Below are 13,839 nucleotides of genomic sequence, written 5' to 3' on the forward strand. Positions count from 1 at the left end.
AATATAGGAAGGAAGTTCAATATATGGAACAAATACTTACATTTGCACCTTACTTAATAATAATAGCGGTGTTTTATTTAGTTTTCTTAGTACCAGAGAAGAAGAGAAAAAAACAATATGATAGTATGCTTGAAGGACTAAAGGTTAATGATGAAATTATGACAAGAGGCGGAATAATAGGTAAAATTATTTCTCTTGATAATGATAATATGGTTTTAGAATCAGGGCCAGATAGGGTTAGACTTAAGTTTTCAAGAAATGCAATTGCAAATAAAATTTATAAAGAAGATTAGAATAGTACCTCTTAATACTACATAAGATTAAGTATTAGGGGGTGTTTTCTTTGAATACTAGGTTTATAAAAAATATCATAAAAGGTTCTTTTTTGTCTTCCGTATTATGTATTATATTGATTTTTTTGCTATCTCTTGTTATGATTAAAGTAGATTTTGCCAAAAATATATATAATATAATCTATAATGTTATAACGTTAACATCTTTAGTAATAGGAGGGGTTATTACAGCGAAGGTTAACGAAAGAAAGGGATGGTTATCTGGGGGAATAGTTGGAATTATATTTTTTATATTGATGTTTATATTTTCATCAATATTTAAAGGTAACTGGGATATGGGAACAGGAGAGCAATACAGATTACTAGTTTATGCTATAACTGGAACAATTGCGGGGATATTAGGTGTAAATATGTAAAACACCTTTATTCTAAAAGTACCATATGCTATAATTAATACATTGCGAAAATAAAGACTCTAGTACTGAGGAGGAGAAAGATGAAGACAAAAGGGAAGAGTTCAGTATTATTTATACTATGCACAATTGCCATTATAGCCTTTGCCTTTATAGGATTTAATGGATTAGAAATAGGCGGTTGGAAAGTTAAGTCATTTAATGACACAATTACAAAAGGTTTAGATCTACAAGGTGGAGTTTCTGTTACTATGGAAATTCAAGATGAAAATGTATCTAAGTCAGATCTAGAAAAAACAAAGCAACAATTAGAACTTAGAGTTAACAAGATAGGGGTATCTGAAACAGTAGTTTCTACTGAAGGCGATAGAAGAATAAGAGTAGAGATCCCTGGAAAATATGATTCAGCTGGAATTGTTGATGATTTAAGTAAAACTGGTCAATTAACATTTAAGTCACCAGAAGGAGAAGTTCTTTTAACAGGGCAAGATGTTGAAAAGGCATCAGTTACTTCTAATCCGGAAACAGGGTCACCAGAAGTATCACTTGAATTAACTTCAGAGGGACAACCAAAGTTCGCAGCAGCTACTGAGAAATATATTGGTAAGCAAATATCTATTAATATGGATGAACAACAATTAAGTAATCCAAGAGTTGATTCAGTAATTACTCAAGGAAAAGCTTCAATAACAGGTCAATCATCATTAGAAGAAGCAAAGAAATTAGCAGGACTTATTAATGCAGGAGCACTTCCTGTTACAGTTAAGGCAGCATCTGTAGAAACAGTTGGTGCAGATCTTGGAGCTACTGCTTTTCCAAATGCTATAAAGGCTGGAATAATAGGTATAGGTTTAGTATATTTATTTATGATAGCATTCTATAGAAGACTTGGAGTTATATCAGCTATAACAATGACATTCTACATTGCAATGACTTTACTTATTTTTGGTGAAGTTGGAGCAGCATTAACATTGCCAGGAATTGCAGCTTTCTTACTTACTATTGGTGTGGCAGTTGATGCCAATGTACTTATGTTCGAAAGAATAAGAGAAGAACTGAAGAAGGGAATCTCACCTAAAGCTGCAGTAAAGAAAGGTTTTGATGAAGCTTTATCTTCAATTGTAGACTCAAATGTTACAACAATAATCGCATCATTAGTACTTTATTTCTTTGGAACTGGTTCGGTAAAAGGATTTGCTGTAACCTTGATGATAGGTGTTTTAGTAAGTTTATTTACAGCTTTAGTTATAACTAGATTTATGATGAATAGAGCAGTAGATGCAGGCTTATTAAGCAAACTATCTCATTTTAGAGTGAAGAGGGGGTAGAGTTTATGCTTAAGATAATAGAAAAAACAAAGATATGGTTCGCTTTATCACTTACTGTAATATTAATTGGTATAGGATTTATGGTTTTCAGAGGATTGAATTTTGGTATAGACTTTAAAGGTGGTACTGAAATATTAATCCAAATGAAGGATGATTTTAATAAACAAGAAGCAGATGATATAGCTAAAAAATATACAGAGGATTTAGTATCTAATGTTGTAGATGGAAACAAGTATAAAGTTAAATCTAGTAATCTAGATAGTCAACATGTTAGTGATCTTGTTAATGAACTTAAAGAAAAGTACGAACTTGATGATAATCCACTAGTATCACAAAATGAAATTGGAGCTTCTGTTGGTAACGACCTTAAGAAAAACTCATTTATATCATTAAGTATCGCTTTAGTAGCTATGCTTATATACATAGCTATAAGATTTGAATTTAAATTTGGTATAGCATCAGTAATAGCTTTGGCTCATGACGTTTTAGTAACATTAAGTGTTTATGCAATTTTTGATATTCAAATAAATACACCATTTATTGCAGCAATGCTAACTATTGTTGGTTACTCTATGAATGATACCATAGTTATATTTGATAGAATTAGAGAAATTTCTAGAGGAAATAGAAGAAAAGATGTAGTTGAAATAGCCGATGTAAGTTTGACACAAACTATTGAAAGATCAATAAATACAACTTTAGCTACATTACTTACTATTATAGCTATAAATATATTAGTACCTTCAGTTAGGGATTTTGCTTTCCCATTAGTTGTAGGTATAGCAACTGGAGCATATTCATCAATCTTTATAGCATCACCAGTTTGGGTAATCTTAAAGAAAAAGATGAAACGTAAAGTTGTAGCAGAATAAACAAGATTTAAAAGAGTAGATATAATATCTGCTCTTTTTTTGTTTAAAAAGAATATAAACTTTCTTTCTCTTTGTTAAGTTATTTATCTCATTTAAATAATAAAAATATCTAAAAAAACTATATAATAAGGAATAGTATAAAATAGTAGTAAAAAATGAAAAAATAGGAATACTATATATAGACAGAGTGTGAGGGAAAAACACAATAAATAGTATATTGTGAAATTTGTTTTCAAAACCCATGAAAATCGTTTGCTATTATAGACAATATACACTATAATAAAGATGTTTTCTTATTTATGGAGGAGTAAGTAATGCGTAAATTTTGGGAGAGTATTTATTGTCCTAACTACATAACTGGATATAATCCCTTTTTACTTAGACATATGAATGAAGCTGTTGAGAAGCTAGTCTACGCAATAAATAATAGAAAAAAAATAGTCGTTTATGGAACTTCCTCAGTAGATGCTATATGTGCTGTAGCATCACTAAGTTTGATTTTAAGGTATTTAAATGCAGATGTTGAATATCTTATTCATGAAGGAGGGGAAATGCGTAAGTCAGTTGATTGTAATGATATACGAGAAGGTGTGGATTTTTTAGGAGCTGACCTATTGATAACTTTAGGAGTAGATTTGAGATCGCAAAAAGAAGAAAAGCTTTGCCGCGATTTAAACATAGATCTAATTGTAGTAGAGAATAAAAAAACAGTTAGAGAAAGAAATTATGTCTATATTAACCCTAGACAAAAGGGATGCGGATACAGGTATAAAAACCTGTCTTTAAGTGCGCTAACTTTTAAATTAATGCAGGCGATTGCAATCTATTACAATATGAAAAATATTAACAAATATTTAGATTTAATACTTATAGGTGGACAATGTGCTAAAGTTAGTTTAAGGGGAGAAAATGGAGTAATATTTAAAGAAGGTAAGAAGTTTTTAGTTAATACAAATAATCATGGATTAAGGGCAATAATTAATTTGGATCAGATAAATGAGCTAAATGATGATGATATTGTTAATATTATAGAACTTATCACTCCAACTATGAATACAGTAGGGGTTGTTAATAATGCAAGAATAGTTCTTGAATTATTAACTACTGGGGATGAGTATAGAGCTAAACAGATAGTAAAATACTTAAATAAGTTAAAAGTACCTGTTTAAGTGGTACAATTATAATATAATATTTATTTTGGAGGAGTAAATATGAATTTAAAAGATAAGATTAGAGTGATTGAAGACTTTCCAAAGGAAGGAATAAGTTTTAAGGACATAACTACATTAATAGGTGATGGAGAAGCATTTAAGGCTTCAATAGATGAAATAGTGAATCATTTAAAGGATAAAAATGTAGATTTAATAGTTGGACCAGAAGCAAGAGGCTTTATTTTTGGAGTACCGGTTGCATATGCATTAGGAGTTGGATTTGTACCAGTTAGAAAAAAGGGTAAGCTTCCAGGTGAAACTGTATCAGTAGATTACGGATTAGAATATGGTACAGATACTTTAGAAATTCATAAAGATGCAATTAAAAAAGGACAAAAAGTTGCTATAGTAGATGATTTATTAGCAACAGGCGGTACTATAGAAGCAGTTGCTAGATTAGTAGAAAGTGTTGGAGGAGAAGTAGTATCACTTGACTTTGCTATAGAATTAACAGAGTTAAAGGGAAGAGACAAGTTAGAAGGATATGATATTCTTTCTCTAGTTGATTACGAAGTTTAATATAAAAGTGTAAAAGAAACTCTTCTTGAATTGCCTGTTTATTTGACAGGACAGTTCATTATGGGTTTCTTTTTTTATCTAGAAATATTTAGAAAGTCTGCGGAATTTCAATCTTTAATTCAAAATTTTAAATTCTAAATTTGTAGATTGAATATATTTCTGTAGAAACTAATAGATGTAAATTAAAAGAAACATTGTTGAAAATAGAAAAATAATAATATATAATATTCTTTAAGGTGGCTGGTTTAACAACCAGCCTTTGATTTTAGAAATATATGTTTAGGAGAGATTATCCTTATGATAGAAACCTTGCTAAAAAAAATAGAAGATAATTGTGTTAATGTTGATATTGAAATAATAAAGAAAGCTTATAATTTTGCCGAGGATGCCCATAAGGAACAAAGGCGAGAATCAGGTGAACCTTATATAGTACATCCAATAGATGTTGCTGAAATTCTAGCAGAGCTTGGTATGGATACTAGTACTATAGCAGCAGGGCTTTTGCATGATGTTTTGGAAGATACTCCTTGCAGCTTTAAAGAGATGTCTGAAATATTCAATGAAGAAATAGCTACTTTGGTAGATGGAGTAACTAAGCTTGGAAAATTTGAATATAAGACTAAAGAAGAACAACAAGCTGATAATGTGCGAAAAATGCTTTTAGCAATGGCAAAGGATATAAGAGTAATTATTATTAAACTTGCTGATAGATTACACAACTTAAGAACATTAAAGTTTGTACCAAAGGAAAAACAAAAATTAAAGGCTAAGGAAACTTTAGATATTTATGCGCCTTTAGCTCATAGATTAGGTATGTCTAAGATTAAATGGGAGCTTGAAGATTTAGCTTTTAGATATTTACATGAAGAAGAGTATTATACCTTAGTTCATGATATAGCAGAAAAGAGAGTTGAAAGAGAAAGCTATATTTCAGGGATTATTGATGAAATAAAAAAGAGTTTAGAGGATTCTGGAATAGATTGTGATATAGATGGAAGGCCAAAACATTTTTATAGCATATATAGAAAGATGGTTAATAAAAATAAGAGCCTTGAACAAATTTTTGATTTAACTGCCATAAGAATTTTAGTTAATTCAGTTAAGGATTGTTATGGAGTTTTAGGAATTGTACATACTATTTATAAACCAATACCAGGTAGATTTAAAGACTATATAGCTATGCCTAAACCTAATATGTATCAATCATTACATACTACAGTTATCGGAGCACAAGGAAAAACCTTTGAAATCCAGATAAGAACTTTCGATATGCATAAAACAGCTGAATATGGTATTGCTGCTCACTGGAAGTATAAAGAAGGTAATGATTCAGTTGAAGATAAAGAAAAGAATTTTGAGCAAAAGTTAGTTTGGCTTAGAGATATGCTAGAGTGGCAGAAAGAAACTTCCGACGCAGAAGAGTTTATGGAAGGTTTTAAGATAGATCTTTTCTCTGATGAGATATTTGTCTTTACCCCAAAGGGCGTTGTTATTAATTTATCTAGTGGTTCAACACCTATTGATTTTGCATATAGAATACATACTGATGTAGGTAATAAATGTGTTGGAGCAAAGGTAAATGGAAAGATAGTGCCTCTTGATTATCAGCTAAAAACAGGTGAGATAGTTGAAATAATTACTTCATCATCATCAAAAGGGCCAAGTATGAACTGGCTTAGTATAGCTAAGAGTAATCAAGCAAAGAGCAAAATTAGAAATTGGTTTAAAAAGGCTAAAAAAGATGAAAATATTAATAGAGGTAAAGAACTATTGGAAAAAGAACTTAAGAAACAATCAGTTACTTTTGCAGCCATTGCAAAGGGTGAAGCTTATGAAAGAGTTCAAAAGAGATATAACATACATAATATGGAAGACCTTTATTCAAGTATAGGACTTGGAAATATTAATGCATCTAATATAGTAGCTAGATTAAAGGAAGAAACCATAGCTGAGAAGGAGAAAATTTCTCCAGAGGCCGAGAATAGATACATAGAAGAACAGATTGCAAAGGGAGAAAGAAGTGCAAAGAACATTAAAGATTACGGAATAACAGTTAAAGGTGAAAGTAATCTAATGGTTAGATTTGCAAGATGCTGTAACCCAGTTCCAGGGGATGAAATACAGGGATATATAACAAAGGGAAGAGGAGTTTCTGTTCATAGAACTGACTGTAGCAATTTACAATCATTAATAGCTTATGATCCTAACAAAGTATTAGAAGTTAATTGGGGAACAGCTAAGGGAGCTTCTTATATTGCAGAAATAAGGGTAAAGGCTGAGGATAGAAAAGGAATATTGTCAGATATAACTATGGTTATTACAGATTCTAACCTTTATTTAAATTCCTTCAATGCTAATTCTTCAAAAGGAAATGAAGCTATTATAAGCATAAAAGTAAAAATAGATTCAGTGGAACAATTAAAGGAACTTATGAAGAAGATAAGAAGACTTCAAGGTGTTACTGATGTATTTAGAATGAACAGTTAAAGGATGTGTAGAGGTTGAGGGCTATAGTTCAAAGGGTAAACTCATCAAGAGTTACTGTAAATGAAGAAATAATTGGTGAAATTTCTAAGGGCTTTAATGTGCTAATTGGAATTTCAAAGGATGATAATGAAGATGATATTAAATATATAAGTGAAAAAATCCTTGGACTTAGGGTTTTTGAAGATGAAGATGATAAGATGAATCTTTCTATACAAGATGTAAAGGGTGAACTACTTATTATTTCACAGTTCACCCTATATGGTGATTGTAGAAAAGGAAGAAGACCTAATTTCATGAATGCTATGGGTGGAGATGAAGCTCGTGAGCTTTATGAAAAATTACTAGATACTTTTAAAAAGTCAGGCCTTAAGGTGGAATGCGGAGAGTTTGGAGCTCATATGATAGTGGATATAGTTAATGATGGACCAGTAACTATCATGCTAGATAGTAAAAAAGAATTTTAAAAGAGGTGCTAATATGATAATTAAAACTTTAGTAATTGGAGCAATTCAGGAAAATTGCTATATAGTAATAGATGAAGAAACAATGGAAGCTGTAATCTTAGACCCAGGTGGCAATGGGCCTGAAATATCAAAGGTTGCAGATGATTTAGGTGCTAAGGTAAAATATGTACTTTTAACGCATGGACATTTTGATCATGTAGGTGCAGTTGAATATTTAGCTGACAAATACAAAGTACCTTTTTATATAAATGAAAAAGATGAAGATGCTATAGAAAATGATACAACATCAGTATTTGGACCATTAAGAAAAGCAGATGGTCATCTTAGTGAAGGAGATACAATATCTTTTGGAAAAACATCAGCTAAGGTTATTACTACACCAGGACATACCCCAGGAGGAGTTTGTTTCTTAATTGAGGATAAACTATTTACAGGAGATACTCTATTTCAAGGCGCTGTTGGTAGAACAGACTTCCCAGGTGGAAATTTCGAAGATTTAATATCAGGAATTAAAACTAAATTACTAATATTAGATGATGGAGTGGAAGTTTATCCTGGACATGGAGGAAGTTCTACAATAGGTTACGAAAAGATGAGAAATCCTTTTTTAGATTAAGGAGAGAAGATGGAAAGAAATATAAAGTTAAATGACTTTAAATATAGATATGATGTATATCAAATGCTTAATATATATTTCCCTTTAGATGAAATAAAATTTTCAGAGCTAGAGGGAGATTATCATGTAAATATAGATTCTAGTAAGGTTACCTTTGATTATATGAATTATCATAATGAAGCTGTATTTAGTGAAGATGAACATATAAAGGAAACTATTAAAAAAGTTATATTTGAAGTTTTGAAAGAAATTACAGGTGAAACTTACCCTTGGGGAACTTTAGTTGGCATAAGACCTTCAAAAATAGCTTTAAAGCTTTTAAGAGAAGGGAAAACAGAAGAAGAAGTTAAGAAAATTTTCTATAAAGAACATTTTACTCAAGGAGAAAAAGCAAAGCTTTGCATAGATGTAGCAAAGTTCGAAGATAGATTTGTAAATAAGGATGAGAAAACTATATCAATTTACATAGGAATGGCATTTTGTCCAACTAGATGTCTTTACTGTTCCTTTGCATCTAACCCTATAGGTGGAAATAAAAAATTAGTTTCCCCATATTTAGATGCCTTAAGTTTTGAGATAGAAGAAATACGTAAGTATATTAATGAAAAGGCTTTAAAAGTGGAGACTGTCTACTTTGGTGGAGGAACACCAACTTCAATAGATGAAGAAGAATTTGAAAATATTATGAATAAGATATATAATTCCTTTGTAGACAAAAGAGATTTAAAGGAATTTACTGTAGAATGTGGCAGACCAGATTCTATAACTCTAAAAAAGCTAGAAACTATGAAAAAATATAATGTTTCTAGAATTAGTATAAACCCTCAAACTATGAATGATAAGACTCTAGCCTTAATTGGAAGAAATCATACCTCAGATGATGTAATAGAAAAGTTTAACATGGCAAAATCTTTAGGCTTTGAAGACATTAATATGGATATGATAATAGGGCTTCCAGGTGAAGGTTTAGAGGAAGCTAAGCATACTGCTGAAGAGATTAAAAAACTTTCACCTGATAGCTTAACAGTTCATGGATTATCTTTAAAGAGAGGTTCTATAATGTATGAGAACTTTATCTTAAAGAAAGGCTTAGGTCTTAAAACCCAAGATGAAGTGTTAAAAATGTATGATGAAAGTAAGAATTTAGCAAAGTCTTTAGATTTAAAGCCATATTATATGTATAGACAAAAAAATATGGTTGGAAATATGGAGAATTTAGGGTATGCTAAAGAAGGCAAGGAATGTATTTATAATATGCAGATGATAGAAGATAAACAAACTATTATCGCATTAGGTGCAGATGCTGTTACAAAGGTTGTATTCTTAAAGGATAATAAGATAGAGCGCTTTGGAAATGTAAAAGATGTTCGAGAATATGTTAAAAGAATTGAAGAAATGGTAGAAGGTAAGAAAGAATTGCTTGATACTTTATATTCTTAAATAAGAAAGGAATGACTAAAATGGGAGAAGCTTTAGGTGGCTTAAAGAGAAGTATGTACTGTGGAGAACCTAGAGAAAGCCATGTAGGAAGTAAAATTACTCTTATGGGATGGGTTCAAAGAAATAGAAAATTAGGGGGACTTAATTTTATAGATCTTAGAGATAGAGAAGGCATAATGCAAGTAGTATTTGGTGAAGAAATTAATGCAGAAGCTTTTGAAAAGGCTAAAGCTGTAAAGCCAGAATACTGTATAGCTGTTATTGGAGAAGTTGTAAAACGTGAAGCTCCAAATGAAAGCATGCCAACTGGTATGGTTGAGTTAAAATGTGAAAGCATAAAGATACTTTCAGAATCAGATACTCCACCTATATACATAAAGGAAGGATTAGATGCATCTGAACAAGTAAGATTAAAGCATAGATATCTTGATTTAAGAAGACCAGATATGCAAAAAATCTTTATGATAAGAAATAGAGCATCTAAGGCTGTACGTGACTTTTTAGATACTAATGGATTCTTGGAAGTGGAAACTCCAATCCTAACTAAGTCTACACCAGAAGGAGCAAGAGATTATCTAGTGCCTTCAAGAAATTACCCAGGGATGTTCTATGCTCTTCCTCAATCACCACAAATATTTAAACAATTATTAATGGTGTCAGGGTTTGATAAATACTATCAAATTACAAAATGTTTTAGAGATGAAGATTTAAGAGCTAATAGACAACCAGAATTTACTCAAGTTGATTTAGAAATGAGTTTTGTGGAAGAAGAAGATGTAATAGGAATTAACGAAAAGTTAATAGCTCACGTATTTAAAGAAGTTTTAGGTCATGAAGTTAAGCTTCCTATTCCTAGAATGACTTATAAAGATGCTATGGAAAAGTATGGATCAGATAAACCAGATATAAGATTTGGTATGGAAATTACTGATTTAACAGAAGAAGTTAAAGATGTTGATTTTATGGTATTTAAATCTGCTTTAGAAGCTAAGGGTTCAGTTAGAGCGCTATGCTTAAAGGGTGGAGCTTCTATGGGTAGAAAAGATATAGATAGATTAGGTGAATTTGTAAAAGGATATAAGGCAAAGGGATTAGCTTATATTCAACTTAAAGAAGAAGGAATAAAATCACCTATAGCTAAGTTCTTAAATGATGATGATATGAACAGAATAATATCTAAAATGGGAGCAGAGACTGGAGATTTAATACTTATAGTTGCAGATAAAAATTCAGTAGTTTTCCAAAGCCTAGGAGCATTAAGATTAGAACTTGCTAAGAAATATGATTTAATAAAAGATAAGAGTGAATTTAAGTTTACTTGGGTTACAGAATTCCCATTATTTGAATATAGCGAAGAAGAAGAAAGATATACAGCTTGCCACCATCCATTTACAGCACCAATGGATGAGGATTTAGATATGATTGAATCTGACCCAGGTAAGGTTAGATCAAAGGCTTATGACCTAGTTTTAAACGGTGAAGAATTAGGTGGAGGTTCTATTAGAATACACAATATGGAACTTCAAGAAAGAATGTTTAAGGCATTAGGCTTTACTCAGGAAGAAGCTTGGGAAAGATTTGGATTCCTACTTGAGGCATTTAAATTTGGACCACCACCACATGGAGGATTAGCATTTGGTCTTGATAGAATGATAATGTTCTTAGCTGGAACAGATAATATTAAAGATGTTATAGCATTCCCTAAAAATCAAAACGCTTATTGCTATTTAAGTGAAGCTCCAAATATAGTTGATGAAAAGCAACTTTCTGAACTTGGAATTAAGATTGATGTTAAGAAAGAAGAAAAAATAGAAGAATAAAAACATTGAAAGTTCTGATTTAGTCTTAATAAGATTAATCAGAACTTTTTTTAAATTAATAAATATATAATTCTTTTACAAGTTACTTAAAGTATAATATTAGAAAAATGTACTAAATGAGGGTAGGGCGTATGAAAAAGAGAAAATTTATAAGGGTACTTAAGAAGGTTATAATAGCTTTATTAGTTTTAACTAGTGTAGCTGTTATTGCAGGTATATTTATTGTTTCAAAAGTACAAAAAGATGGAGCAGCAAGAATAGTTTCTTTAGAGGATATTCCAAAGGATGTAGATGCTATAATAGTACTTGGAGCAGGGGTTAAAGCTGATGGTAGTCCATGCGATATGCTTGTAGATAGGTTAAAGACTTCAATAGAAGTTTATAAAGAAAGTAATAATAGCAAATTACTTTTATCAGGAGATCACAGCAGACAAAATTATAATGAAGTAGGAACTATGAAAAAGTTTGTACAAGATAATATTAAAATAAATGATTCAAAAATTTTCTTAGATCATGCTGGATTTTCTACTTACGAAAGTATGTATAGAGCAAAGGAAATTTTTAAAGTGAAAAAAGCCATTATAGTAACAAATGAATATCATCTTCCTAGAGCATTATATGTAGCTAAAAGCTTAGGAATAGATGCATATGGAGTTAAATCAGATATAAGAAACTATAAGGGGATAGAGGTTTATAGGCAAAGGGAAAAGTTAGCTCAATTGAAGGACTTCTTCTATGCCCTAATAAAACCTGAACCAACCTTTTTAGGTGAAGAAATACCTGTAAGTACTTCAGATGGCAGAGTTACAGAGGATAAAACTTCATAAAATATAAATGACCTAAGGCAAGTACTTGGGTCATTTTTCTTTTGTAGTAATTTATGGTTGTTAGGTAAAAAAGTGTTAAGGTTGTGCTTTTGTATACGATAATAAAATAAGAATAATATGAAAGGGGGAACTAATAAAATGACAGATAATATTCGTTTTGTACTAAATAAAGAAATTGAAAGAGGACATAGTAGAATTAAAAAAACTACAGCCATAACTCCAGCAGTTAACGACGGAAGAAAAAATGATTCTAACAAGAAAAAGAAGAGCTTTAAGAATGCTCTACAAGAGATACGAAAAGAGAATGAAGACATTAAGAGAGATAACGGTGAAGATTATGATGAGGACATTATTGTATCTTCTAGTCTAACTTCTTTAATTAAGGAAAACAACACGGTTGGACGTATAGTTAGAGAAAAGATTATAAATTGTCCTAGAATAAATAGTATACTAAATGAAAAGTTTGAGAGAAATAGTGAACCCTTAGATAGAGTGAAAAGGGGTTAAAAAATGAAAATCGATAGTTCAAATGTTAGACTTAGCTTTACTGGTAACGATGGAAATACTAAGAGTAAATCAAAAACTGATGACAAAAACAAATCAAGTTTAAAGGTTGATTCAGAAGCAATTAAGCAAAAGAGAAATGAAAATAGACTTAAATTTATAAGTGATCTTGAAAAGATGAAGGAAGAATATAAGAAGAAAAAGGAAGAAATAGAGCATGCAAACTTAACTGCAGAGCAAAAGAAAGCTAGACTTAAAGATATAAATGGTAAGATTAAGGATGTTCAGACACAGATTGATCAAATTAAAGCTCAAATGAAACAAGAAAAAATTGATGAGCAAAAGGAAAAGCTAGAAAAGAAAAAGGCTGAAGAAGAAAAAAACAGTCCTAATAATAAAAAGGGCGATGTTACAAAGGATGGAGTTGTTATTTCGAGAAGTCTTTATGATTTAATTAATCTTAGTGCTTCTGAAAGACAAATTCATAGTTTAAGACAAATTAAAGCTCAGGAAAAGATAGAATCAAATTATTTGGGAAATAATCCAAGTGAAAAGTCATTTACACATAAAAGAGCTGAACAGATTACTGCTAGTGCAGCAAGGATTGATGCAAATATCAATAGCAAAATAAGTGAGATGGCTAAAGTGGCTAAAAAGCATGTAGATGATGATAGTGAAGTTAGTTCAAGTAAAGAAGGCAGTGATGAAAATAAAGCTGTTACAGGTAAGTATGCAGAAAAAGCTAATGAAAAAGAACTTCAAAAAATGAATGGAAATCAAAGTGCAGAATAATAGTAAAAAAACTGGAGAAATCCAGTTTTTTTGTTGGTATAAACTAAAATTATGTTATTTAAGTACATAAATAATATAGGTAAAGATATTATTTTAATATTTTATTAGTTAATTTAATGAAAAAATTTACAAAGAAAACATTTACAAAAAGAAAATAGACAATTAGTCATTTTTTTAGCAAAATAAACTTGACTATTAGTCATTTTAGGTGTAAATTTATAATTGTCAAATGGAAAAACACATAGAAGGAAGG

Annotated in this window: 14 protein-coding genes; all 14 read left to right on the top strand. The window is 30.6% G+C overall.

Going from position 1 to position 13,839, the window contains the following annotated elements:
• The first annotated feature begins 23 nt into the window (after positions 1 to 23).
• Entirely contained in the window at positions 24 to 293 is a 270-nt protein-coding gene (gene yajC, locus FAY47_RS12965) for a preprotein translocase subunit YajC (protein WP_143317271.1), read from the top strand.
• A 50-nt stretch (positions 294 to 343) separates the two neighbouring features.
• A complete protein-coding gene (locus FAY47_RS12970) occupies positions 344 to 709 on the top strand; it encodes a TIGR04086 family membrane protein (RefSeq protein ID WP_185966829.1) in 366 nt (121 codons plus the stop codon).
• Between the two features lie 80 nt (positions 710 to 789).
• Complete coding sequence (gene secD, locus FAY47_RS12975) at positions 790 to 2,034, top strand: protein translocase subunit SecD (RefSeq protein WP_143317275.1); 1,245 nt, start codon at positions 790 to 792, stop codon at positions 2,032 to 2,034.
• Positions 2,035 to 2,039: 5 nt separating this feature from the next.
• Positions 2,040 to 2,906, top strand: coding sequence for a protein translocase subunit SecF (secF, locus tag FAY47_RS12980; RefSeq protein WP_143317276.1), 867 nt, complete (start codon positions 2,040 to 2,042; stop codon positions 2,904 to 2,906).
• A 314-nt stretch (positions 2,907 to 3,220) separates the two neighbouring features.
• Positions 3,221 to 4,075, top strand: coding sequence for a DHH family phosphoesterase (locus FAY47_RS12985; protein ID WP_143317278.1), 855 nt, complete (start codon positions 3,221 to 3,223; stop codon positions 4,073 to 4,075).
• Between the two features lie 42 nt (positions 4,076 to 4,117).
• Positions 4,118 to 4,636 carry an adenine phosphoribosyltransferase gene (locus FAY47_RS12990; protein WP_143317280.1) on the top strand — a complete coding sequence of 173 codons (519 nt, stop codon included), beginning with the start codon at positions 4,118 to 4,120 and terminating at the stop codon, positions 4,634 to 4,636.
• A 297-nt stretch (positions 4,637 to 4,933) separates the two neighbouring features.
• The gene (locus tag FAY47_RS12995) at positions 4,934 to 7,123 is read left to right on the top strand and encodes a bifunctional (p)ppGpp synthetase/guanosine-3',5'-bis(diphosphate) 3'-pyrophosphohydrolase (protein WP_143317282.1); all 2,190 of its coding nucleotides are present in this window, start codon (positions 4,934 to 4,936) and stop codon (positions 7,121 to 7,123) included.
• Between the two features lie 14 nt (positions 7,124 to 7,137).
• Positions 7,138 to 7,587, top strand: a complete 450-nt coding sequence (gene dtd / locus FAY47_RS13000; protein ID WP_143317284.1) for a D-aminoacyl-tRNA deacylase — start codon at positions 7,138 to 7,140, stop codon at positions 7,585 to 7,587.
• 13 nt (positions 7,588 to 7,600) lie between these two features.
• Positions 7,601 to 8,203 carry an MBL fold metallo-hydrolase gene (locus FAY47_RS13005; protein WP_143317286.1) on the top strand — a complete coding sequence of 201 codons (603 nt, stop codon included), beginning with the start codon at positions 7,601 to 7,603 and terminating at the stop codon, positions 8,201 to 8,203.
• A gap of 9 nt (positions 8,204 to 8,212) precedes the next feature.
• The gene (locus FAY47_RS13010; RefSeq protein ID WP_143317288.1) at positions 8,213 to 9,643 is read left to right on the top strand and encodes a coproporphyrinogen III oxidase; all 1,431 of its coding nucleotides are present in this window, start codon (positions 8,213 to 8,215) and stop codon (positions 9,641 to 9,643) included.
• A gap of 20 nt (positions 9,644 to 9,663) precedes the next feature.
• Positions 9,664 to 11,463 carry an aspartate--tRNA ligase gene (gene aspS / locus FAY47_RS13015; protein ID WP_143317338.1) on the top strand — a complete coding sequence of 600 codons (1,800 nt, stop codon included), beginning with the start codon at positions 9,664 to 9,666 and terminating at the stop codon, positions 11,461 to 11,463.
• Between the two features lie 131 nt (positions 11,464 to 11,594).
• Positions 11,595 to 12,290: an ElyC/SanA/YdcF family protein gene (locus tag FAY47_RS13020; protein WP_143317290.1), complete on the top strand. Its 696-nt coding sequence runs from the start codon at positions 11,595 to 11,597 to the stop codon at positions 12,288 to 12,290.
• Positions 12,291 to 12,428: 138 nt separating this feature from the next.
• On the top strand, positions 12,429 to 12,797 hold the full coding sequence (locus tag FAY47_RS13025; RefSeq protein WP_143317291.1) for a hypothetical protein: 369 nt from the start codon (positions 12,429 to 12,431) through the stop codon (positions 12,795 to 12,797).
• 3 nt (positions 12,798 to 12,800) lie between these two features.
• Positions 12,801 to 13,586 carry a hypothetical protein gene (locus FAY47_RS13030; RefSeq protein WP_143317293.1) on the top strand — a complete coding sequence of 262 codons (786 nt, stop codon included), beginning with the start codon at positions 12,801 to 12,803 and terminating at the stop codon, positions 13,584 to 13,586.
• Positions 13,587 to 13,839 lie beyond the last annotated feature (253 nt).

The sequence above is a fragment of the Clostridium sp. HBUAS56017 genome (assembly GCF_007115085.1).
Lineage (GTDB): Bacteria > Bacillota > Clostridia > Clostridiales > Clostridiaceae > Clostridium > Clostridium cibarium.